This window comes from Bacteroides sp. AM32-11AC, from assembly GCF_003603515.1.
In the GTDB taxonomy this organism is placed as follows: domain Bacteria; phylum Bacteroidota; class Bacteroidia; order Bacteroidales; family Bacteroidaceae; genus Bacteroides; species Bacteroides uniformis.
In genome coordinates this window covers 202,556-224,990 of sequence record NZ_QTNH01000004.1, presented here as the reverse complement: position 1 = coordinate 224,990, position 22,435 = coordinate 202,556, and the positions used below count along the sequence as shown (strand labels likewise).

The window sequence follows — 22,435 nt, the reverse complement described above, 5'->3', positions numbered from 1 at the left end:
GTGCGTAAATATGATCACTATAAGAAGTGCTACATTTGGGTGCTGGTCAACAAGGCTCAGAAAACAGCCATTTTCTTCTATGAGAATGGCTCGCGCGGTCGTGATGTACTTACAGACTTTTTGGGTGATGCAGAATTGAAGAGTATTATGTCCGACGGATACAATGCTTATGTATTTATCGGCAATGAGTTGAAATCAGCCCGGTTTAAATATGGTAGTGATGCCGGTGCTGGGATGGCTGCAACTTATCACAGTATGATAGGAACGGTAAAGCTTCATGGCAGTTCTGTCTGGAACTTCATCGGAACTTTTTTCAAAAAAATCTTTAACGGATGCCGGGATTATGTTAACATGGTTCCTGACAAAATCACTTTGGCTACAAGCCAATGTTAATTTCAAAACTAATTAATTAACAAAACTCGATTTAGGGCACAGAAAAGTGCCCTTTCAAAAGGGGATGCCCTAAATTGAGTGCTTACAGCCGCTTGTTTAATCCAGAAATAAACAACAAGCAAGAAATAAATGAGAACATTAGGTTCTAACGCAATATATAATATACTTTACAAGAGTTTGAACGCATTGTTCCCTTTGGTCACTATGGCATATGTATCACGTGTGCTATTGCCAGTTGGGGTAGGCAAGGTCGCATCGGCACAAAATATAGTGTCATATTTTGTGATAATTGCCTCTTTGGGACTTCCCACATATGGAGTGAAAAAGATAGCAGAATGCTTTGATGAAAGGGAGAAGCGAAGCAAAACATTCTCAGAACTTGCAGTAATAAATGCGATCAGTACATTGATATGTATATGTGTATACTTGGGCATAGTTTTAGGAATTGACTATTTTGAAGACAAATTACTCATATCATTTATTGTTGGCATTCAATTATTTGCAAATATTTTCAATATTGACTGGTTCTATCAAGGTATAGAAGAATATCGTTATATAATGTTTCGCAGTTTTATTGTTAAGCTGCTTGCTTTAGCGTCAGTTTTTATATTTGTTCATAATGCAAACGATTTTCCTATATATGCTTTAATTGTTACCCTGAGTCTTGTTTCTAACTACATTTTTAATGTTGTTAATTTACATAAATATGTAGATTTCCAATATAATGGCCTTGATGTCAGCCGCCATTTAAAACCTGTATTTGTACTTTTAGCTACAACGATTGCTATTGAGATATACACGCTCGCAGATACTACAATGTTGAGTCTTTTTAAGGGTGATGAAATTGTTGGCTACTATACAAATTCTGCAAAGACCGTTGGAATAGCACGAGTCATGATAGCTGCAGCAAGTGCGGTTTTCTTACCTCGACTAAACTACTACTTAAGTCATGGAAGAGAGCTGGAATTTGAGTCGCTGGCTTTCAAGGGGCTGTCGATGCTACTTACTTTATCTTTGCCTGTAGCCGTAGGGCTTATGCTACTAGCAGAAGATTGTACTCTCATAATGTTTGGTAAGGAGTTTGAAGCAACAATATTATCTATGCAAATACTCACTGTTTCAGTTGTAACTATTGCTATTAGTAACTTCACAGGATATCAGATATTAGTCTCATTAGGAAAAGAAACAATAGTTTTATATTCTACAATTATCGGAGCAATAATCAATGTGGTGCTAAATGTTTTGTTAATTATGCCATATGGACATTATGGAGCGGCTATTGCATCTGTTGTTACAGAGTTTGTTATTGCAGCATATCAATTGTATTATGTTAACAAGTACATACCACTTTCTCTTAAATCAATTGTCAAGCAGACGTTTCTTCCGCTGGTAGCTATGGTTTCTGTAGTATATGTGACTAAGTTATTGTTTGATAATATCTATATACAAACTGTAATTGCTGTTCTATTAGGTAGTATTACATACTTATTTTTATGTATTGCTTCAGGAAACGAAACTATTACTTTGCTCAAAAATAAGTGCAAAAAATAATATATATTATGCCACATTACGATTACCTCATAGTGGGTTCTGGTCTTTACGGAACTACATTCGCATACAAAGCTAAACAAGCAGGGAAGAAAGTGCTTGTGATTGAAAAACGTCCTCATCTCGGTGGCAATGTATATTGTGAGTCCATTGAGGGCATAAACGTGCATAAGTATGGTGCGCATATCTTCCACACCAACAACAAGGAGGTGTGGGACTTCGTGAATTCTATCGTTGAGTTTAACCGCTACACTAACTGTCCTGTAGCTAACTACAAGGGTGAGTTGTACAACTTACCTTTCAATATGAATACTTTCAACCGTATGTGGCCTGAGGTACATACACCTATACAGGCAAAGAAAAAGATTGATGATCAGAGGTCAGAGGCCGTAGCTGCTCTTGGTGGTCGCGAACCTCAAAATCTTGCTGAGCAGGCTTTGTGCCTTGTAGGCAAGGATATTTTCTACAAACTCATCAAGGAATACACGGAGAAACAGTGGGGACGTAGCTGTAAGGATCTTCCCACATTTATCATCAAGCGTCTGCCTGTTCGTATGATTTTTGACAACAACTACTTCAATGATTGTTATCAAGGTATTCCTATCGGTGGCTACAATAAACTCATCGAAGGATTGCTTGAGGGTGTGGAATGCAAGACTGGGGTCAATTTCTTCAATTCAGAGTACAAGGATTGGAAGAACTATGCTAGCAAGCTTGTTTATACTGGTGCTTTAGATGAGTACTTCGACTATAAGTTAGGTAAGCTTGATTGGCGTACCGTCAACTTCAAGACTCGTGTAGAAAATACACCTAACTACCAAGGTAATGCCGTTGTGAACTATACCAGTCACGATGAACTTTATACTCGCGTCATTGAACACAAGCACTTTGAGATGTTTGGTCAGGAAGTTTATGATTGTCCAAAGACTGTTGTTAGCGAAGAGTATTCAACCGAATACGAGGAAGGTATGGAACCATACTATCCTGTAAACGATGACCGCAACAATGCCCTTGCTAAAGAGTATCGCAAGTTAGCTGAAAAAGAAGAAGGCGTTATCTTTGGCGGTCGCCTTGGCCAGTATAGATATTTTGATATGGCTCCTGTGATTGAGCAAGTGTTGAATATTGAAAATATTTGAGTATATGAAAAAAGTGTTGATATGGGATTTGAACTATGTATTAAAAAACTCTGGAGGTCCTGCTGGATATTTATACAATATTAGAGAATACCTTTTGAAGCATCCAACTAAAGATGCAGAAATACATTTTTTGAAGGATGATTTAGGCATTCCTAATGTTGATAGGTCTGTAAATACTAACCATAAGGACTTGATGAAGAAAATACATAAGTTGGATATTCTCTCACTTATGGGGTATTTTCGCACCTTCAGATGCTTAATGTATTGGAATAAGAAACTAAGTGCAAAATCTATATCTGGTATAAATCTGAATGATTTTGACGCTATTCATTTTCATAATTCTGGAGATTTGTATAGAGCTTCTGAACTTCTTAGGTCTTATGAAGGTAAGATTATACTGACTACGCATTCTCCGCAACCAAAGGCATGTGAGGATGTAGAGAATATTGTTTATAAGTGGTCTGTTTTGCGAAGATTAATAAAAAAACAAATTTTGAAGAAAGAATTACAAGGATGGGAAAAAGCGGATTATATAATGTTTCCTGTGCAAGGTGCACTCGAACCATATTATGTAGAAAAAGAGATAAAAGATTATAAGGATTGCAATACCGATAAATTCATTTATTGCGAGAGTTCGATACTTGACAAACCAATCTCAAAACCGCTAGATAGAGAAGAATTAGGTATAGATTCCTCTAAATATCTAATATGCTATTTGGGGCGTCATAATGAAATTAAGGGTTACGACCAACTGAAACTCTTTGCAGAGCATATCTTGTCAAAAGATAGTAGATTTGAGTTTGTTATAGCAGGAAACGAGGAACCATTAACCAGACTTGATCATCCAAACTGGAAAGAGTTAGGTTGGATTAACTATGGTAATCGTTTGGTATCTTCATCGGATATTTTTATTTTGCCCAATAAGGAAACGTATTTTGATCTTGTTACTTTAGAAGTCATGAGAGAGGGGATTCCTATTCTTATGTCTAGAACTGGTGGTAACAAATTCTTCGAAAGGTACGGAGAGGAGTATGGTATTTTCTTGTATAACTATGGAGACATAAAAGACCAAGAAGCACAATTCAACAAAATGATTTATGAGTTGGAAAATGGAATATTGAAAGTCAAAGCTAAGAAACTTCGAAACTTGTTCATAGAACATTTTACAATGGAGCATTATATAAGCAGATATATAGAAACCGTAAAGAATATTTGCTAATAATAGTAGCTGTTTTTAATTATGTTACTATTTTTTACATTAATAACAATAATAATAGACCTCTTTTATCTATTTGTATCACTAAAGGCAGTATTAAAAAATAGATATAGTATACTACACCTATGTAGTATACTGTTTTTTATTATTCAAGTATTGCCGCTGGTAGTAGATATGTTCAATGATGTAAATTCATTAGGTACCCATACTAAATATTTATATAATGCACTGACTGATGAAAACACTGCATATCTTTATAATTTGTTTGCTATTTTTGTAATGGTAGGATTGACGTCAACAGCACAAAAGTTTGCACATAAAAGAGTAAATATTATGTTTCAAAGGACAAAAGCTATAAATAGCTTTTACCGTTTATGTATTGTGTTGTTGATGTTCGCTCCAGTAGCTGCAGTTATTCTGGCGCCAACGCCCGAAATCTACACGAATTTTTCGTATTTTTACACTCATTCGTATAATCCACTGGCTGTAGAATATTTGTATCATAGATTGGTAATGCCGTATATTATCTATCTGTCTTTTCTATCGATACTGGTATATTATTATTTAATTAAAGGGAGCACAAGTAAAAATATTATAATGCTTCTTTCTAGTGTCATATGTATTTGGATAGATGGAAAAAGAGGTCTGCTGGCCTTTCTAATTGTAGGTATATTACTAGTAGATTTTATAAAAAATCAGACTCAATCTAATTGGAAGCTGGTAAAAAAAGGCGCGTTACTTTCTTGTGTGTTTATAGCCTACTTTGCTGTATATTCTATGTTCACAACTAAAAATACTGATGATAGTTTTTATGAAACATACGATGCATATTTTAGCCGTGAGTCTGAGGTGAAATTATCTATTTATAGCCGTCTTAATGGAGCGGATATGCTGCCTTACGATGGTGCTACTCTTTTATATGATATAACTTGTTACATTCCAAGATTTTTATGGGAAGATAAGCCATATGGTTTTTTTAATTATTTAACGGCCTATGCCTACAACGGACACGCAGAGACATTTATGGAGGGTTCCAACTTCCAAGTTAATATCTGGTCAGAATATATAGCAAATTTTGGACTACTAGGCTGTATACTCTCGCTATTGTTTATTATTGGAATTGTACGAGTGTCAGAGCGGTCTAATGTGGCAATGCTAAATATATCAGGAAGTGTTTTCGTGTTGATATATTTATTCTTTGGATTTGAATTAATAGTAATGGTTTTGTTTTATGCTTGGTTGTATTTCTTTGTTTTCAAAAGAAAATCAAGCCTACATCGAACTAGAACAACTTATTGAATATTCTTAAATAGCTTGTAATGGACGTAATATATATACAAGATCAGGAAATTGACCATTACAATGGCCAATTCTATCATTCCAAATCGGAGCACTTCTTCTCACGTTTTCTTGCGGGCTTAAATGAGAATGATACTTTGACAGTATATACAGGCATCATCAATCGTAACTGTGCTCAGGAGGTGGCTAAATACAAGGATGTAACTAACCCTCGTATCACTTACAAGCAGGTACCGGAGTTTCGTAATCCGAAGAACCTTCTTGCTATCAATCGCTTGATGAAACGGGTTCTCAAGGATGCAGATTTCTGCTATTTGCGTAGTGGCATTGCTGCCTCATTTGCCAGCACTATTTGTCTCAAGAAGCATATACCCTATATGGCAGTAGTGAATGAGGACATATTCCGTAATACGATTGCCCATTCTCGTCTATTGGTTCGTTTGTCAGCCTATCCTCTTTCTTATTACACCCATCGCATGGTTCGAGAAGCTAACTATGCTTGCTATGTTACACAGGATTATCTGCAGAGTAACTACCCATGCAAAGGCAAGAGCCTTGGTTGTTCGGATATTGAGTTCCTTGATATTAATGAGTTGTCATTGACAAAACGTTTGAATAAGATTCAGAAGCAAGAGGGAACGATTGTACTGGGAACTGTAGGATCAGTAGATACAGAGTTGAAAGGACAGGATACTATCATCAAGGCTTTGGCAAAACTAAAAGCCGAAGGTTTCACCAACTACATATTTCAAATGGTTGGAACAGGTAAACCTAATCGTCTACGCAATCTAGCTGCCGAGTTGGGGATTGCTAATCAGATTGAATTTCTAGGCGAGTTTAAGCATGATGATGTTCAAAAATGGTTCGAAACTATTGATATTTATGTACATCCCAGTCGTTCAGAAGGTCTCCCTCGTACCATCTTAGAAGCTATGACCAAGGCTGTTCCTTGTATTTGCTCTTCTGTTGGTGGTATACCAGAACTCATAGATGGTGATTCGCTTTTTACTTACGATGGTACAGAGATTGATACTTTAGTAAATATAATCAAAGGCTTTAGCAAAGATAAGATGGAGTTTGAGGCAAAGATTAACTTTGAGCGTTCAAAGAATTACGAACCGAAATTACTTGAGCAAAAGCGAACTGTTTTCTTTGCACAGGCTATCAATGAATTTCGTAAGAAATAAAAGATAAAATCGACATTATGAATTTATATTATTCTCGAATTTATCGTAAACTTGGATTCGCTAATAACGACAATATGGGGATCGCATACTGCAAGACTATCTAACTTTGATGGTATATTGACCAATAAAAGAAATCACGAGCTTTTGAGATTCTGTAAGCAGTCAAAAAATGGCTATTAATTGAAAGTGATAACTTCGCTGCCCACCCAATTTATAGAATTATGTATAGCAGTGAAGATCTGTAAAGTTTTTACTTTCATTTAGGGCACTGAAAAGTGCCCTTTCAAAGGGGGATGCCCTAAATTGAGTGCTTACTGAGATTCTCTCTAATACAGACAAGTTCTTGTTTGCGGACAAAAGTAAGGCTTGTCTTTTTGTTGAAACCTATAACTATGCTTCTCATAATGGGGAGTGTTCGTTGCAATTGACAGAAAGCCACAGAACTTCCGCATCATCATTGTTACTCCAACTCAATGGTATATCCATTCTTCTTTTAGCACAATGGTAGAGTCCTACAGTTCCTTTGCTCTCCGCAAATGGAGAAACTTATTGAGTGGTTCAGAAGTGTAGCCGAACTTATGGTAAATCTATCTATGTGTAGTATACTTATTCTCAAGCAGGAGAAATTGAGGTGATTGACTATAGATGCTCTTTATAATAATTTGAAAAATGTTAAATAATAATGGCAAAGACAGTTTATCTTGGTATGATAGGCGATATCATGCATCCGGGTTACATTAACATCATTAACAAAGCTACTGAGTATGGCGATGTGATAATCGGTTTGTTCACTGATAAGGCGATTGCTAACCACCGTAGACTTCCTTATCTCACTTGGGAGCAAAGAAAGAACGTTGTTGAGAGCATCAGGAACGTATCAAGGGTGGTCCCTCAGGATGATTGGAGCTATGTCTCTAATCTCCTTAAGTACAAGCCTGATTACATCATTCATGGTGATGATTGGCAGGTTGGTCCTGACAAGTATATCCGTGATGAGGTATTCAAAGTAATGGAAAAGTTGGGTGGTGAGGTTATCGAGATTCCTTACACCCAAAACATCTCTGCTTCTGGTATCAAACAAGAGATTGATGCTCTTGGTGTAACTCCTCAGATGCGTCTTTCTTCTCTCCGTCGCCTTATTGCAGCTAAACCGATTGTACGTATTCTTGAAAGTCACAATGGTCTTACTGGCCTCATAGCAGAACATACTAAGGTAGAGGTGAATGGTCAGGAGCGTGAATTCGATGGCATGTGGGCTTCCTCCCTTACCGACTCTACCTCTAAGGGTAAGCCTGATATTGAGGCTGTCGATTTGACTACCCGTCTCCATGACCTCAATGATACCCTTGAAGTAACCACAAAACCTGTTATCTTCGATGGCGATACTGGTGGCAAGATTGAACACTTCGGTTTTACCGTTCGCACCCTTGAGCGCTTGGGAATCTCTTGCGTTATAATTGAAGATAAGGTAGGCTTGAAACAGAATTCACTTTTTGGTACTGATGCTGTACAGACTCAGGATACAATCGAAGGTTTTCAGGCTAAAATCCGTGCGGGTAAGGAGGCGCAGATTACTCGTGACTTCATGATTGTCAGCCGTTGTGAGTCTCTCATTGCTGGTAAGACTGTAGATGATGCTTTGGAGCGTTGTCATGCTTACGTAGAGGCAGGTACTGACGGTATAATGATCCACTCCAAAGAGAAGTCTGGAGAGGACATCAAGGAGTTTTGCTTGCGCTTTCGCGAGAAGAATGCTCATACTCCTATCATCGTTGTGCCTACTACTTATAACCAGTTCACAGAAGAGGAACTTGCTGAATGGGGTATTAATGTAGTGATTTATGCTAATCACATGCTTCGTTCTGCTTATCCTGCAATGGTTAAATGTGCAGAAACCATCCTCTATACTAGCCGTTCGCTTGAAGCATCTGAGCAGTACTGTATGCCTATCAAACAGATTCTTAATCTTATTCCAGGCACAAAGAAGAAGTAAACATTAATTTCTTACCCCTTAAACTATTTTACAAATGGTAAGACCCGAATTTTTTGTAAATATACTCAAGGAACAAGGTATAGACTTTTATGCTGGTGTTCCTGATTCGTTGCTCAAGAACATTTGTGCATATATTACCGACCACCTTCCTGCTGAGCAGAATATTATTGCTGCTAACGAAGGAGGGGCCATGGGTATTGCTGTAGGTTATCATTTGGCAACAGGTAAGGTGCCTGTAGTTTATATGCAGAACTCTGGTGAAGGCAATATCATTAATCCGTTTGCCTCTCTTACCGACAAGGACGTTTATAACATTCCTGTGCTCCTCGTTATCGGTTGGAGAGGGCGCCCTGGAGTTCACGATGAACCTCAGCATGTGAAGCAAGGTAAGGTGACAATCGGTTTGCTTAATACCATGGGTATCAACTATGCTATTCTGCCAAAGGATGAAGAGGGAGCTGCAAAGCAGATAAAAATAGCTGTCGACTTCATGAAGGCAACCAACGAGTGCTATGCCCTTGTGATAGAGAAGGATACTTTCGATACCTATAAGCTTCAGAGCGTTGAGGTAAACGAACTGGCAATGTCTCGCGAAGAGACGATTCAGAAGGTGGCTTCAAACATTGAAGATAATGCTTGTATCGTATCAACTACTGGTATGATTTCTCGCGAGCTCTTTGAGGCACGTACTGCTTGGAGCCAAGGTCATGAACGTGATTTCCTTACTGTAGGGGCGATGGGCCATGCTTCCCAGATAGCTCTCGGCATAGCTCTCCAAAAGCCTGAGCGTCGAGTATATTGTTTTGATGGTGATGGAGCCAGCATCATGCACATGGGTAATATGGCTATTACAGCCAGCATGAAATGCAAGAATTATGTGCACATTGTGTTCAACAATGGCGCACACGATTCTGTTGGTGGTCAGCCTACTGTTGGTCTCAAGATTGATTTTTGTGCAATTGCTCAAGCTGTAGGCTACAAGGCTGCTTATAGTGTAGAAACTATGGAGGCACTTGAAGCAAAACTTGCAGAATTCAAGAACGCAGAAGGTCCTGTTTTCCTTCAGATTTGCGTAAAAAAGGGAAACCGCAAGGACCTTGGCCGTCCAACTACAACTCCTATTCAGAACAAAGAGGCTTTTATGGAATTTCTTAACAAGTAAAGTATGAAAGTAATTCTGTTTGCTGATATACACGCCAATCTTTCTGCTTTTGAGGCGGTTCTAGCTGATATTGAGAAACACTATCAGCCAGATGCCATGATTAGTCTAGGTGACTTTATCGACTATGGTATGCGTTCAAATGAAATTATTGAACGTATACAAACTGTTAATATTCCATTACTTGCCAATTTGAAGGGCAATCACGAGAAGGCTTTGATTGATGGGGAACTCTCATGTTTCTCTTCAGAAAGAGCTCGTGTGATGTCCAAATACACAAGAAACCATCTCACTCAGACATCTATTGATTATATAAGCAATGTGATGCAAGAGCCAATGCAAGAGTTGGAAATTGGTGGTAAGAAAGTACTTCTTTTACATGGAACTATTGATGATCCCTATTGGGGAAAACTGACTCCAGCAAAAGTGGAAGATGAAAAGTATCAGGATTTTGACTACGTATTGAGCGGTCACATTCATCAACCTTTTAAGATAGATGTATTCTTCAAAGTTGACAATCCAATCATGCGCAATCAGAAACGTACGACTTTTATCAACCCAGGTTCAGTTGGACAACCTCGCAATCAGAATCCATATGCACAATATGTGTATATCAATTTTAAAACGGGGGAAACCCATTTCAATGCAGTTCCTTACGATATTGAAGCTGAACAATCTCTTTTCCCCAAAGAGATAGATACTTTTTACAGCGAACGATTAAAATTTGGAATATAAATGAAGAACTTATATGTAATAAGTGGTGTTACTGGCATGACGGGTAGTGAACTGTCTCGTCAGTTTGTTTCTCAGGGTCATACGGTAATCGGTTTCGACAACTTCTTTGCAAGTTCTATTGATACCGTTAAAGACATTATTGACAATCCCTCGTTCATCTTCTATAATTACGACATTAACAAAGTCGCTCAGATGGATGAAGTATGCGATAAGGCGAAAGAACTCAAAATTGAGTGCGATGGCCGTCTGGTGTTTATCAATTGTGCTGCTGTTGTCCATACAAAGCATTTCTATGAGGTAGAGAGTACTTTTCAGACTAACGTCCTTGCTATGAAGGATTTCTTGGAGCGTGCCATTTCTATGAGGGCTGATACTTACATTAATTGTTCAACTTCGGAGGTTTACTCAATGCAGTCTTGGAATGAGAATGGCGGTGTGAAAGAATCTGATTATTTGGCAATGTCAACAGCGGAACATAGCCAACGTACAAGTTATGCTTGCGGCAAGTTGATGACTGAATTCTTTATGAAAGATGCTGTTGGCAAGGGACGAATTAAAGGTTGTTCTATTCGCTTTGCTAATGTATATAGCAGGCACGAGCGTTTTGCAGAGCACATTATCCCTCATATCATTGATAATCTGCTTGAAAGCCATACCGTAACCCTTCTTGAAAACTCGAAGGTGAACAAACGTACCTTCCTTCATAATATTGATAGCTGTCGTGCCGTTATGGAGCTCATCGCTTCTGAGGATGCTCTTGATGGTACTGTTTATAATGTGGCTACTGAAGAGGAAATTGCCATTATTGATCTAGTCAAGACTATTGCAATAAAAATGGGCATCAACGATGTGGATATCCGTTTCGAAGGTTACCGAAAGTCTGATCCTGAGCGTCGATTGCTCAATACGGACAAGATTCGTACCCGTACTAGCTGGAAACCTATCATCACTCTCGATGAAGGCCTCACGATGTGTGTAAATAGTATCAAGAAATGAAATATTTGATTATAACTGTTGCTGGAACGGCTACGCGTTTTAATCGCGACACTAAGGAAGAAACCCTCAAATGCTTGTATTATACCGATGAACCTCAATACGCTCTTCTTGCTCAATTGCTGAAGAATTGTGGTGAGTACGATAAATATATCCTTGTGGGGGGCTACCTTTATGAGAAGTTGGGAAGATTTGTAAAGAACGAACTCTCTGGTTATGGCAAAAAAATAGAACTTGTTTACAACGAGCATTTCAAAGACTATGGCTCCGGCTACAGTTTATACAAAGGTATAGAGGCAATAAAGGAGGCAGGTGATGTGACTTTCGTAGAAGGCGACTTGTTCTTTATGGCTACAGATTTCAGGCAAGTGTATAATTCGCCAAAGAGTGTGATTACCATTAACCGAGAACCAATCTACTCGAATAAGGCAGTTGCGTTATACATTAACGTTGATGGCAAACCAAGGTATTTATATGATACGAATCATCAGACATTAACTGTATCAGAGCCATTCAAGGCAATCTTCAACAGTGGTCAGATGTGGAAATTTTCTTCATCTGAGAGGCTTTTGAAGACTGTTGATTCGCTTACAAAAGAACAACTTCAAGGTACTAATCTTGAAATAATTCAGGCTTACTTTAGTGATATGAATAGTGAAGAGTATGATGTAGTGACTTTCACTGACTGGTTCAACTGCAATACTGTTGCAGATTATGATATTGTAAGAAAATTGATGTAAAAATGAATATGGCTATATTAGAAAGAGATTACAGAATAGATGGAATAAAGTGGTTGCTCATTGTATTGGTTACATTCGGTCATGTAATAGAACCTGCTTTAAGCAATCCTATTGCCAATAAGCTCTATTCTATAATCTACATTTTTCATATGCCATTATTCGTCTTTATCAGTGGTTATTATGCAAATGTTAAGGATAAAGAAAAACTGATTAGTAAAGGTTTTATGCTTTTGGAAACATTTTTGGTTGTGATGATTCCTCAATGTTTTTATTATGGAAGTATCATCCCTTTACTAAATCCGGAGAACTCAGGCTGGTATTTAATCAGCCTAATAACTTGGTATATTATAGTTTTTTTGTTGATTACCAATAAGCTAGTTGGCAAAATTGTTGTACGATATGATGGAGATGAGGGGGGGGGAAGTTGTTGATATTCAGTTGCTTGTTGGCAGTATTTGCATACATGCTTCCGTTGAAACAATTTGGTAACCTGTTATCGTTCCAACGGTCGTGTATGTTTCTACCATTCTTTATGATGGGTTTCTTGAGAAGAGTAAAAGGTCTACCTATTATTCCTGATGTTTCAAAATGCATAAAGCTTGTTTTGGCTATAGCCTCTTTAGTATATTTTGCTTTTTGTCTCATCTATAGTGGCCGTATACTACATGTATTAGAGTTTAATAATGCCAATGTGTGGCACATGTCAAATTTGTACAATCAAAATATAGGAATGCTTCTTGTTTTGAAAGTATTGGTTTATATTGGATCAATTATTACTACATTCGCTGTTTTAATGTTTGTGAACCTCCCCAAGTCGATATGTGCTTATGGATCAAAGACTTTAGCATATTATGTAATACAAGGCATGTTTGCACACATATTATCAACCTATTTGCAAGTTAATTTTTACCAGGCCTTGTTTCTCTGTGTTTGCATATTAGTCCTTACAACAGTTCTATTACGATTTGTTGATTCTAAATTTATTACAAACCCGTTTTCTACTTTATTAAAATGGAAATACTGAACAGAAAACTTTCCCTTCTCAAAGGGAAGGTTGAAAATAGTCAGCCAATAACTATTATGATTATTGGTTTGGGTAGCGTTGGATGCTACTTGTTGGATTATCTTGTATCACTAGGTGATTCACAACTTCGTCTTGTTGTGGTAGGACGTAATGCAGAAAAGATGCAGATGGATATAAATATTATTCGTACTGCTTCAACCATTCGTCACCAGTGCCGTAGCGAGATTAAGGTGGTTGATAACTGCGACCTTAACGATGTGAACAGCATTGCAGCTGTACTTGAAGCAGAAAAGCCTGACTTCATAGTAAATAGTAGTCGAGTTTACTCTGGTTTGAAGTATGGTAGCATCTCATGGAGTAATCTTCGTGCATACGGCATTTGGACTCCGCTTTCTATTCGATATGCAAAGAATATAATGGAGGCATACGATAAGGCCAACTGTGAGGCAATCTCAATCAATACTTCATATTCCGATGCTGTTATTCCTTGGCTAAAGTCTGCGGGTAAGGCTTATTTTGACTTTGGTAGTGGTAATTTGAATCATCTTGTGCCTCGTATAAAATTCTATATTGCAGAGAAATATGGTATAAAGAATTTTAATGACATTGATGTAACTATTGCGGTATCACATTTTCATGATGTTGTCATTTCTAAGGAAGGTCATGCAGAAGGTCAGGACATCTTGCTTGATATAAAGTTTCAAGGCAAGGATATGGATTTTAATAAGGAAGAACTTCTTAAATCCTGTTCTATAGCAATGCCTGTAGATCAGAAGCGCAATATGATGAATGCTTCCAGTAATTTTGATATCATATTCTCTGTGCTTACTGCTCTTCGAGAGGAAAAACAAGTCAAAATACATACTCCTGGGGTAAATGGTGAAATTGGTGGTTATCCTATAATTATTGATGGAGTAACTGCTACTGCCAAGTTTGATGAGTCTGTATGGACTATAGACCAGATGCGTAAAGCTAACCGTGAGTCAATTTATTGTGATGGAGTAGAGAATATAACTGACGCTACTCTCGTCTATACTGATGAACTTGTAGCTAAGGTAAAGAAGTCGTTTAATGTTGATTTGCCTAAGTCGGTAAAGTTTGTGGATATTGAAAATGTAGCAGATTTAATTATCAATCAGATAATTAAACCTCAAGTGTTTGTTTTTGTGCAATAATTTGTAAACTAATGGCAGATAATAGATTGTTGTTAATTTTCTGTATAATCTTTAACTTATAGTTTTATGATATACACAGCTATGTAAGCACTTTAAAAAGTTCAAAATGAAATGTTAGCCTTCGTTGTAAATTAAAATTAGCAAGATATGTATAGCAGCGAAGATTTAGCAAGTTTTTATTTTCAGTACCAGACCAAGGCTTTACCTCATGTCAAGTTCCTCCAGTCCTTTTGTATGAAGCATAAAGTTCCTATAATATTTTTCATAAGTGGTATAAGGATACGCGTAATAAAATAATTACAGTTCTATATCTCCGATTGTTCAAATGAAAAATGTAATAAATATGGATATCACAACAAAGATAAAAAGAAGTAAATTACTTTATTACGTCTACTATTACGTAATGTCAGGTTTGGTAAATTTGTACAAGTTGTTCTTGAAGCCAGACGGTAAACTCATGCTTTTTGTATGTTATGGTGGACGTCATTATTCCGATAGTACGCGAGTGATTTATGAGGCCATGTTGAAGGATGAACGTTTCAAGGACTATATCATATATTGGGCTTTTAAGAATCCCGAGAAATATCCATTCATTCCAAATACGGTTAACGTCAACAGCCTTAAGTATTTCAATATAGCCTTGAGGGCTAGAGTTTGGGTGACGAACGTAATTGTGGAACGAGCACTCAATTTTAAAGGCATCAATACTTACTATATGCACACAACTCATGGAGTATTATGTAAGTTGGATGGTAAAGATGCTATTGATTCTGCTAATTTCAGGACTTTATCAACATTCAAGTGGGATTGCTGTTTTGCATCTTCTGATATTGAGAAGTATGTGTATGCTGGCATGTTCGGAATACCAATAGGCAAGATGCACGTAATCGGTATGCCTAAGAATGATATTTTGGTGCATTATACGGAAGACTACAGAAGTGAATTGCGCAAGAGAATTGGAATTCCAGAAGGAAAGAAGGCTATTTTGTATGCACCAACATTTAGAGAAGAGGCTAACTTTAAAGAGGTATTTGATGTGGATGTAAACCTTTGGAAACAGAATCTGGGCGATGATTATGTTTTGTTATATAGAGCTCATCCAGTCATCAGTTCGGATACAAAACAGAACAATGATTTCTTTATTGATGTAACAAATTATGAGGTCGTAGAAGACATTATGATTGCTTCTGACCTTCTTGTTTCTGATTATTCGGGCATTATTTTCGACTACTGCATTATGGATAAACCAATCTTCTTGTGGCCATACGATTATGATAAGTATAATGCCATCAGAGGTCTGTATTTTGACATTCGTAAGGAACTTTTGTATAAGGAAGATCAAGGTGAACTGACTAAGGTGATTAAGGAGGCAGATTTTAAAAAGGTAGTCGAGGAGTATGTTATTCCGTTCAAGAATAAGTATGAAACAGAATATGGAAATGCAACCAGCAAGGCTCTTGATTTGATTTATAACAACATTCAATAATAAATAAACTCTTTATAATAGATTGGATCTTCTTGTCTTCCTGTATATTGAGGACATCATTGTTATGTTTTCATGTTACTATATGTCTTCTTGTAAGGAAGAAAAAGAGTATGCATCGTAAGAAAGTTTTGCTGATTTTTTCTAAGACTCATATAGGCGTGACTGCTTAATAAATAGCGGGTACGCTATATAGGTCGTTTGTAATTGTAAGGAAATATTGCGAGAATTGTAAAATATAGGGATTAAGATGAGGATATTATTGTTAGCTAATAATGTGGCAGGGTTGATTAGTTTTCGCTTTGAAGTAGTAAAAGCTATTATTGAACAGGGGCATTTCACAACTATTTCTGCGCCTTTTGATAAAAGAATGAATGAGTTGGAAGCTATAGGAGCAAAATGTGTGACGACTGAAATAGACCGTAGAAGTACTAATCCTGTAAAAGATTTTATGTTGATATGCCATTATGTAAATCTTATAAGGAAAGAAAAACCAGATGTGGTTTTGTCCTATACAATCAAGCCCAATGTTTATGGAGGGATGGTTTGCAGATTATATGGTATACCTCAAATTGTGAATATTACTGGACTTGGAACTGCTGTTGAAAAAACATCAAGAATTCAGAAGATTGTATTTTTGCTTTATAAGATTGGTTTGAGAAAATCAAGAAGAATCTTTTTCCAAAATGAGGAAAATAAAAGATTTTGTGAAATGCACAATCTGACTCCTGATTGTGGTTCTATAATCCCAGGATCGGGTGTAAATTTAATCCGTTTTCAATTGATGGATTATCCAAATGATGACACGGTGAAATTTATTTTTATTAGTCGTATAATGAAACAGAAAGGGATAGAACAATACCTTGATACTGCGATTGCTATTCGTGAAGAGTATCCTAATACGGAATTTCATATTTTGGGTTATTGTGAGGATGCATATCAGGAGAAATTGAAAAAGTTGAATAATAATAAGACAATAATTTATCATGGGATGACTTCTGATGTCCGTCCTTTTATTGCAAACGTGCATTGTATCGTTCATCCTACTTATTATCCTGAAGGTATGTCGAATGTTCTTTTGGAAAGTTGTGCGAGTGGAAGACCTGTCATCACGACCAATCGTAGTGGTTGCAAAGAAATTGTAGATGATGGAGTTAATGGGTTTATTGTTGAACAACAGAATTCCGAAGATCTTATAGGTAAAGTCCGTAAGTTTCTTGATTTGTCTTTTGAAGAGAAGAAAAACATGGGCATAGCAGCAAGAAAAAAAGTTGAAAAACAATTTGATAGAAATATTATAGTAAAGGCTTATTTAGAAGCTATAGATAGTATTGGTAGCTAGTTGTAATAGCTTATGTACAAAAAACTTTTTAAACGAGTTACAGACTTTTGTGTAATCTTTATCGCTTTAGGCGTATTGTTTGCTCCTTTACTTATCATTACACTTTGGCTGTACTTTGCCAACAAAGGTGCAGGCGTATTTTTCATGCAGGAACGTCCGGGAAAGAACGGAAAGATATTCAAAGTAATCAAGTTTAAGACTATGACGGATGAGCGGGATGTGGATGGAAATCTGCTTCCGGATGCTCAGCGTTTGACTAAAGTAGGACGCTTTGTACGTTCCACTTCGATAGATGAACTTCCCCAACTGATAAATGTATTGAAAGGGGATATGGCCCTGATAGGCCCTCGTCCTTTGCTTCCCCAATATCTGCCGTTATACAGCAAGGAACAGGCGCGTCGTCATGAAGTCCGTCCGGGGATTACGGGCTGGGCACAAGTGAACGGTCGCAATGCCATCAGTTGGACACGGAAGTTTGAACTAGATGTGTGGTACGTGGATCATTGCTCTTTTTTACTTGATTTGAAAATCATTTTTATGACAATAAAGAAGGTCTTTGTACGCGAAGGTATTAGTTCGGAAACTTCGGTTACGATGGAGGCTTTTACTGGAAATAATTAATATTGGAAAATGTATTTATATGGTGCCAGTGGTCATGCCAAAGTGATCATTGATATATTGCGTGCGAATAATGAACCGATTGAAGCATTGTTTGATGATAATGAAAAAATCCATACTCTTTTTGACTATCCCGTATTACGTTCGTCGGAAGTCTGTGGTCCGTTGATAATCAGTATCGGGAATAATGGTGTTCGTAGAAAGATAGCAGAAAAGCTACAAGTGGAATATGGCCGGATTTTTCATCCTTCGGCAATTATTTCGGAAAAGGCTATAATAAAAGAAGGTACTGTTGTAATGCAGGGGGCTATCGTTCAGTCAGATTGTCGTATTGGGAGTCATTGTATCATTAATACAGGTGCTTCGGTAGATCATGAATGTAGGCTTGGGGATTATGTACATATTTCTCCTCATTGTACACTTTGCGGTAATGTACAAGTGGGTGAGGGGACATGGATTGGTGCCGGTAGTGTAGTCATTCCTGGAGTAAAGATTGGGAAATGGAGTATTGTAGGTGCTGGTTCAGTTGTCACAAAGGATATTCCGGATGGGGTTTTAGCGGTAGGAAACCGATGTAAAGTAATCAAGAATATAGTTTTGTAAATCATATATATATATATCTTATGGACAAGCAAATTTATCTCTGCCTCGCCCACATGAGCAAAGCCGGATTGGAACAGAAATATGTGAAGGAGGCATTTGATACCAATTGGGTAGTACCTTTGGGACCTAATGTAAATGCTTTTGAGGAGGATTTGAAACAGTTTACGGGCGGCACACATGAAGTGGTGGCACTGAGTGCGGGTACGGCAGCAGTACATTTGGCATTGATAGCTTGCGGTGTCGGTCCGGGAGATGAAGTGCTGGTACAGAGCTTTACTTTCTGTGCCTCTTCGCATCCTATCACTTATCTGGGTGCCAAGCCTGTGTTTGTAGGTTCTGAGCCGGAAACTTGGAATATGGACCCTGTGCTGCTGGAGGAGGCGATAAAAGACCGTATCGCCAAGATAGGAAAGAAGCCAAAGGCGATTGTTCCGGTGGCTCTCTACGGTATGCCTTACGATTGCAAACGGATTATGGAAATTGCCGACCGTTACGATATTCCGGTAGTGGAGGATGCTGCCGAGGGCTTTGGCTCTAAGTTTGACGGACGGATATTGGGCACTTTCGGTAAGTTCGGTGTGTTGAGTTTCAACGGGAACAAGATGATTACGACTTCGGGTGGTGGCGCCTTGGTTTGTCAGAGCGTGGAGGACAAGAATACCGTCATGTGGTATGCCACGCAGGCGCGTGATGCTTATCCTTACTATCAGCATACGGCCATTGGCTACAACTATCGTATGAGTAATATTTGTGCAGGTATCGGTCGCGGACAGATGACGGTGGTACAGGAACATATCGACCATCACAAGCATGTGCAGGCTCTTTATGAGGAACTGTTGAAAGAGGTGAGGGGCGTGCATATCCATCGGCAACCTGCCGATTCGTGTTATGACTCTAATTACTGGCTCTGTACGGCTACGCTGGATGCCAATGTGAGGGTACAAGGTCAGGAGAATGCCTATAAAGAGGTGATAAAAACAGCCGTAGGCGGTGCTGCCGGTGTGATAAAAGCTGTGGAGAGTGCCACGACAGACTGTCAGCCCAATGACAACGTGGAGGCATTGCGTGTGTTTATGGCGGCAAACCGGATTGAAACCCGTCCGGTGTGGAAGCCCATGCACAAGCAGCCTGTATATGCAGATGCAGTGGTTTACACCAACGGAGTGGAGGAGGAAATCTTTAAGGTAGGTTTTTGTTTGCCAGCAGGTCCGTGGGTGACAGATGAAGATGTGAAATACATCGTTGAAAAGATAAAGGAAGCCATTCTCTAAGTGTAGTTGCGCAAAGCGCATTAATCCATCAATCATAACCATGAACGTATTAGTAACTGGAGCTGCCGGTTTTATCGGCAGCAATCTCTGTATGCGCCTGCTGGAGGAACAGCTCGATACCCTTGTAGTGGGTTTGGACAATTTGAATACCTATTATGATGTGAACATCAAGCAATGGCGGTTGGAGCAATTGACGAAGTTTGGAAACAGATTTGTCTTTGTCAAAGGAAACATAGCCGACAAAGCACTTGTCGACAAGCTGTTTGATGAGTATCAGCCGCAAATTGTTGTGAATTTGGCAGCACAGGCGGGGGTGCGTTATAGCATCACGAATCCGGGTGCCTATATCGAAAGCAATCTGATTGGCTTTTATAATATATTGGAAGCCTGCCGCCATTCGTATGATGAGGGCAGGGAGGGGGTGAAACACTTGGTCTATGCTTCTTCGTCGAGCGTGTATGGCTCGAACAAAAAGGTGCCTTATTCTACCGATGACAAGGTGGATAATCCCGTGAGCCTCTATGCTGCTACAAAAAAAAGTAATGAACTGATGGCACATGCTTACTCTAAACTTTATGACATTCCGTCCACAGGTCTCCGTTTCTTTACGGTATATGGTCCTGCAGGTCGTCCGGATATGGCTTACTTTGGTTTTACCGATAAGTTGCTGAAAGGTGAGAAAATCAAGATATTTAATTATGGGAACTGTAAGCGCGACTTTACGTATGTGGATGACATCGTAGAAGGCGTGATGCGTGTGATGGCAAAAGCTCCTGAACGTAGGATGGGTGAAGATGGTCTGCCTATACCGCCTTATAAAGTTTATAATATAGGCAATAATCATCCTGAGAACTTACTGGATTTTGTCCAAATATTGCAGGAGGAACTGATAAGGGCAGGTGTATTGCCTGCCGACTATGACTTCGAGGCACATAAGGAATTAGTACCGATGCAACCGGGTGATGTGCCTGTGACTTATGCGGATACTACTGCTTTGGGACGGGATTTCGGTTTCAAACCGAATACTTCGCTTCGGGAAGGCCTCAGAAATTTTGCTGAATGGTATAAGGACTTTTATATGAAATAATCCATCATTGATTTATATAACCCAATTGAACTGACATGAAAGATTTTGAGAAACTGCGGATTGCTGTAGCCGGTACCGGATATGTAGGACTGTCTATTGCGACACTGCTGGCACAACATCATAAAGTGACTGCTGTGGATGTGGTATCTGAAAAGGTGGAACTGATTAATAATAAGAAGTCGCCTATTCAAGATGAATATATCGAGAAGTATCTTTCGGAAAAGGAACTCAATCTGACAGCTACGCTGGATGGCAGGTCTGCCTACAAGGAGGCTGACTTTGTAGTAATAGCGGCACCTACCAATTATGATCCTCAGAAAAACTTTTTCGATACGCATCATATAGAAGATGTGATAGACCTTGTTCTTGAGGTTAATCCGGATGCCGTGATGGTGATTAAATCAACCATTCCTGTGGGGTATTGCCGTTCGCTTTATGTGAAGTATGCACCAATGTTTCAGTATAAACCGGAATTGAAAGGAAAGAAATTTAACCTGCTTTTCTCTCCGGAGTTTCTAAGAGAGAGTAAAGCTCTTTATGATAACTTGTATCCTTCGCGTATTATCGTTGGTTATCCGAAGATGATTGATTTGGAAGGCCGGGTGTCAGCGGAAGAGAATGCGGCAGTTCGTGCCATCGGAAATCCTGAGGTGGAAGAACTTGCACGTATATTTGCCCGGCTGCTGCATGAGGGTGCATTGAAAGAGAACATTGACACGCTCTTCATGGGCATGAAAGAGGCAGAGGCGGTGAAGCTCTTTGCAAACACTTATCTGGCACTGCGTGTGTCGTATTTCAATGAACTGGATACATATGCCGAGATGAAGGGGCTGGATGCGCAAGCCATAATCAATGGTGTAGGTCTGGATCCCCGTATCGGTACACATTATAATAATCCCTCTTTCGGTTATGGTGGGTATTGTCTTCCCAAGGATACCAAACAGTTGCTTGCCAACTATGACGATGTGCCTCAGAATATGATGTCGGCGATTGTGGAGAGTAACCGTACGCGTAAGGACTTTATAGCCGATAGGGTGCTGCACATTGCCGGTGCATACGGAAGTAACAGTGTATATGATGCGGAGAAAGAAAAGGAGGTAACTATTGGTGTATTCCGGTTGACCATGAAGTCAAACTCGGATAATTTCCGCCAGAGTTCCATTCAAGGGGTGATGAAACGTATCAAGGCTAAAGGTGCCAAGCTGGTGATTTATGAACCTACATTGGAAGATGGCAGTACTTTCTTCGGCTCGCTTATCGTGAATGACTTGGAGGAATTTAAACGTATCTCGCAGGCCATTATTGCCAACCGCTATGATGCATGTTTGGATGATGTGGCTGACAAAGTCTATACGAGAGATATTTTTAAACGTGATTAAATAAGGTATCTTATTTATATCTGTTTCATGAAGAGACTTTTTGTTTTGCAT

General features: G+C 38.6%; 20 protein-coding genes. All 20 read left to right on the top strand.

Annotation, left to right across the window (positions count from 1 at the left end; all coding sequences use genetic code 11):
• On the top strand, positions 1–393 hold a 393-nt coding region (locus DW800_RS19905), incomplete at its 5' end, for an IS66 family transposase (RefSeq protein WP_243634908.1).
• 129 nt (positions 394–522) lie between these two features.
• Positions 523–1,944 (top strand): flippase, encoded by a 1,422-nt coding sequence (locus tag DW800_RS06085; RefSeq protein ID WP_117881034.1) that lies wholly within the window; start codon positions 523–525, stop codon positions 1,942–1,944.
• Between the two features lie 8 nt (positions 1,945–1,952).
• Positions 1,953–3,080, top strand: a complete 1,128-nt coding sequence (gene glf, locus DW800_RS06080) for a UDP-galactopyranose mutase (protein ID WP_117881031.1) — start codon at positions 1,953–1,955, stop codon at positions 3,078–3,080.
• A gap of 4 nt (positions 3,081–3,084) precedes the next feature.
• On the top strand, positions 3,085–4,299 hold the full coding sequence (locus tag DW800_RS06075; RefSeq protein ID WP_117881028.1) for a glycosyltransferase family 4 protein: 1,215 nt from the start codon (positions 3,085–3,087) through the stop codon (positions 4,297–4,299).
• A 21-nt stretch (positions 4,300–4,320) separates the two neighbouring features.
• Positions 4,321–5,595: a hypothetical protein gene (locus tag DW800_RS06070; RefSeq protein WP_117881025.1), complete on the top strand. Its 1,275-nt coding sequence runs from the start codon at positions 4,321–4,323 to the stop codon at positions 5,593–5,595.
• A gap of 20 nt (positions 5,596–5,615) precedes the next feature.
• Positions 5,616–6,782: a glycosyltransferase gene (locus DW800_RS06065; protein WP_117881022.1), complete on the top strand. Its 1,167-nt coding sequence runs from the start codon at positions 5,616–5,618 to the stop codon at positions 6,780–6,782.
• A 682-nt stretch (positions 6,783–7,464) separates the two neighbouring features.
• Positions 7,465–8,775, top strand: coding sequence for a phosphoenolpyruvate mutase (gene aepX / locus DW800_RS06060; protein WP_005829461.1), 1,311 nt, complete (start codon positions 7,465–7,467; stop codon positions 8,773–8,775).
• Between the two features lie 34 nt (positions 8,776–8,809).
• Entirely contained in the window at positions 8,810–9,937 is a 1,128-nt protein-coding gene (gene aepY / locus DW800_RS19610; protein ID WP_005829459.1) for a phosphonopyruvate decarboxylase, read from the top strand.
• A 3-nt stretch (positions 9,938–9,940) separates the two neighbouring features.
• Entirely contained in the window at positions 9,941–10,669 is a 729-nt protein-coding gene (locus tag DW800_RS19605) for a metallophosphoesterase family protein (protein WP_005829457.1), read from the top strand.
• Positions 10,670–11,665 (top strand): NAD-dependent epimerase/dehydratase family protein, encoded by a 996-nt coding sequence (locus DW800_RS06050; protein WP_005829455.1) that lies wholly within the window; start codon positions 10,670–10,672, stop codon positions 11,663–11,665.
• A complete protein-coding gene (locus tag DW800_RS06045; RefSeq protein WP_005836616.1) occupies positions 11,662–12,402 on the top strand; it encodes a DUF6564 domain-containing protein in 741 nt (246 codons plus the stop codon). Before DW800_RS06050 ends, DW800_RS06045 begins: the two co-directional genes overlap by 4 nt.
• Before the next feature lie 8 nt (positions 12,403–12,410).
• On the top strand, positions 12,411–12,833 hold the full coding sequence (locus tag DW800_RS19900; RefSeq protein ID WP_243634907.1) for an acyltransferase family protein: 423 nt from the start codon (positions 12,411–12,413) through the stop codon (positions 12,831–12,833).
• A 580-nt stretch (positions 12,834–13,413) separates the two neighbouring features.
• Positions 13,414–14,601, top strand: a complete 1,188-nt coding sequence (locus tag DW800_RS06035; RefSeq protein WP_117881019.1) for a hypothetical protein — start codon at positions 13,414–13,416, stop codon at positions 14,599–14,601.
• Positions 14,602–14,944: 343 nt separating this feature from the next.
• Positions 14,945–16,087 carry a CDP-glycerol glycerophosphotransferase family protein gene (locus DW800_RS19895; RefSeq protein WP_158589291.1) on the top strand — a complete coding sequence of 381 codons (1,143 nt, stop codon included), beginning with the start codon at positions 14,945–14,947 and terminating at the stop codon, positions 16,085–16,087.
• 247 nt (positions 16,088–16,334) lie between these two features.
• Positions 16,335–17,426, top strand: coding sequence for a glycosyltransferase family 4 protein (locus DW800_RS06020; RefSeq protein ID WP_119957898.1), 1,092 nt, complete (start codon positions 16,335–16,337; stop codon positions 17,424–17,426).
• A 12-nt stretch (positions 17,427–17,438) separates the two neighbouring features.
• Positions 17,439–18,047, top strand: coding sequence for a sugar transferase (locus DW800_RS06015; protein ID WP_117589590.1), 609 nt, complete (start codon positions 17,439–17,441; stop codon positions 18,045–18,047).
• A 9-nt stretch (positions 18,048–18,056) separates the two neighbouring features.
• A complete protein-coding gene (locus tag DW800_RS06010) occupies positions 18,057–18,647 on the top strand; it encodes an acetyltransferase (protein ID WP_119957897.1) in 591 nt (196 codons plus the stop codon).
• A 20-nt stretch (positions 18,648–18,667) separates the two neighbouring features.
• Positions 18,668–19,918, top strand: coding sequence for a DegT/DnrJ/EryC1/StrS family aminotransferase (locus DW800_RS06005; protein ID WP_117589588.1), 1,251 nt, complete (start codon positions 18,668–18,670; stop codon positions 19,916–19,918).
• Between the two features lie 40 nt (positions 19,919–19,958).
• The gene (locus DW800_RS06000; RefSeq protein WP_008664416.1) at positions 19,959–21,005 is read left to right on the top strand and encodes an NAD-dependent epimerase/dehydratase family protein; all 1,047 of its coding nucleotides are present in this window, start codon (positions 19,959–19,961) and stop codon (positions 21,003–21,005) included.
• 35 nt (positions 21,006–21,040) lie between these two features.
• Positions 21,041–22,384 (top strand): nucleotide sugar dehydrogenase, encoded by a 1,344-nt coding sequence (locus DW800_RS05995; protein ID WP_117703280.1) that lies wholly within the window; start codon positions 21,041–21,043, stop codon positions 22,382–22,384.
• Positions 22,385–22,435: the final 51 nt, after the last annotated feature.

What these genes read in the sequence shown, in the direction of transcription:
- DW800_RS06085 (WP_117881034.1), top strand. Translation starts at nt 523, where the DNA reads ATGAGAACATTAGGTTCTAACGCAATATATAATATACTTTACAAGAGT.
- glf (WP_117881031.1), top strand. Translation starts at nt 1,953, where the DNA reads ATGCCACATTACGATTACCTCATAGTGGGTTCTGGTCTTTACGGAACT.
- DW800_RS06075 (WP_117881028.1), top strand. Translation starts at nt 3,085, where the DNA reads ATGAAAAAAGTGTTGATATGGGATTTGAACTATGTATTAAAAAACTCT.
- DW800_RS06070 (WP_117881025.1), top strand. Translation starts at nt 4,321, where the DNA reads ATGTTACTATTTTTTACATTAATAACAATAATAATAGACCTCTTTTAT.
- DW800_RS06065 (WP_117881022.1), top strand. Translation starts at nt 5,616, where the DNA reads ATGGACGTAATATATATACAAGATCAGGAAATTGACCATTACAATGGC.
- aepX (WP_005829461.1), top strand. Translation starts at nt 7,465, where the DNA reads ATGGCAAAGACAGTTTATCTTGGTATGATAGGCGATATCATGCATCCG.
- aepY (WP_005829459.1), top strand. Translation starts at nt 8,810, where the DNA reads ATGGTAAGACCCGAATTTTTTGTAAATATACTCAAGGAACAAGGTATA.
- DW800_RS19605 (WP_005829457.1), top strand. Translation starts at nt 9,941, where the DNA reads ATGAAAGTAATTCTGTTTGCTGATATACACGCCAATCTTTCTGCTTTT.
- DW800_RS06050 (WP_005829455.1), top strand. Translation starts at nt 10,670, where the DNA reads ATGAAGAACTTATATGTAATAAGTGGTGTTACTGGCATGACGGGTAGT.
- DW800_RS06045 (WP_005836616.1), top strand. Translation starts at nt 11,662, where the DNA reads ATGAAATATTTGATTATAACTGTTGCTGGAACGGCTACGCGTTTTAAT.
- DW800_RS19900 (WP_243634907.1), top strand. Translation starts at nt 12,411, where the DNA reads ATGGCTATATTAGAAAGAGATTACAGAATAGATGGAATAAAGTGGTTG.
- DW800_RS06035 (WP_117881019.1), top strand. Translation starts at nt 13,414, where the DNA reads ATGGAAATACTGAACAGAAAACTTTCCCTTCTCAAAGGGAAGGTTGAA.
- DW800_RS19895 (WP_158589291.1), top strand. Translation starts at nt 14,945, where the DNA reads ATGGATATCACAACAAAGATAAAAAGAAGTAAATTACTTTATTACGTC.
- DW800_RS06020 (WP_119957898.1), top strand. Translation starts at nt 16,335, where the DNA reads ATGAGGATATTATTGTTAGCTAATAATGTGGCAGGGTTGATTAGTTTT.
- DW800_RS06015 (WP_117589590.1), top strand. Translation starts at nt 17,439, where the DNA reads ATGTACAAAAAACTTTTTAAACGAGTTACAGACTTTTGTGTAATCTTT.
- DW800_RS06010 (WP_119957897.1), top strand. Translation starts at nt 18,057, where the DNA reads ATGTATTTATATGGTGCCAGTGGTCATGCCAAAGTGATCATTGATATA.
- DW800_RS06005 (WP_117589588.1), top strand. Translation starts at nt 18,668, where the DNA reads ATGGACAAGCAAATTTATCTCTGCCTCGCCCACATGAGCAAAGCCGGA.
- DW800_RS06000 (WP_008664416.1), top strand. Translation starts at nt 19,959, where the DNA reads ATGAACGTATTAGTAACTGGAGCTGCCGGTTTTATCGGCAGCAATCTC.
- DW800_RS05995 (WP_117703280.1), top strand. Translation starts at nt 21,041, where the DNA reads ATGAAAGATTTTGAGAAACTGCGGATTGCTGTAGCCGGTACCGGATAT.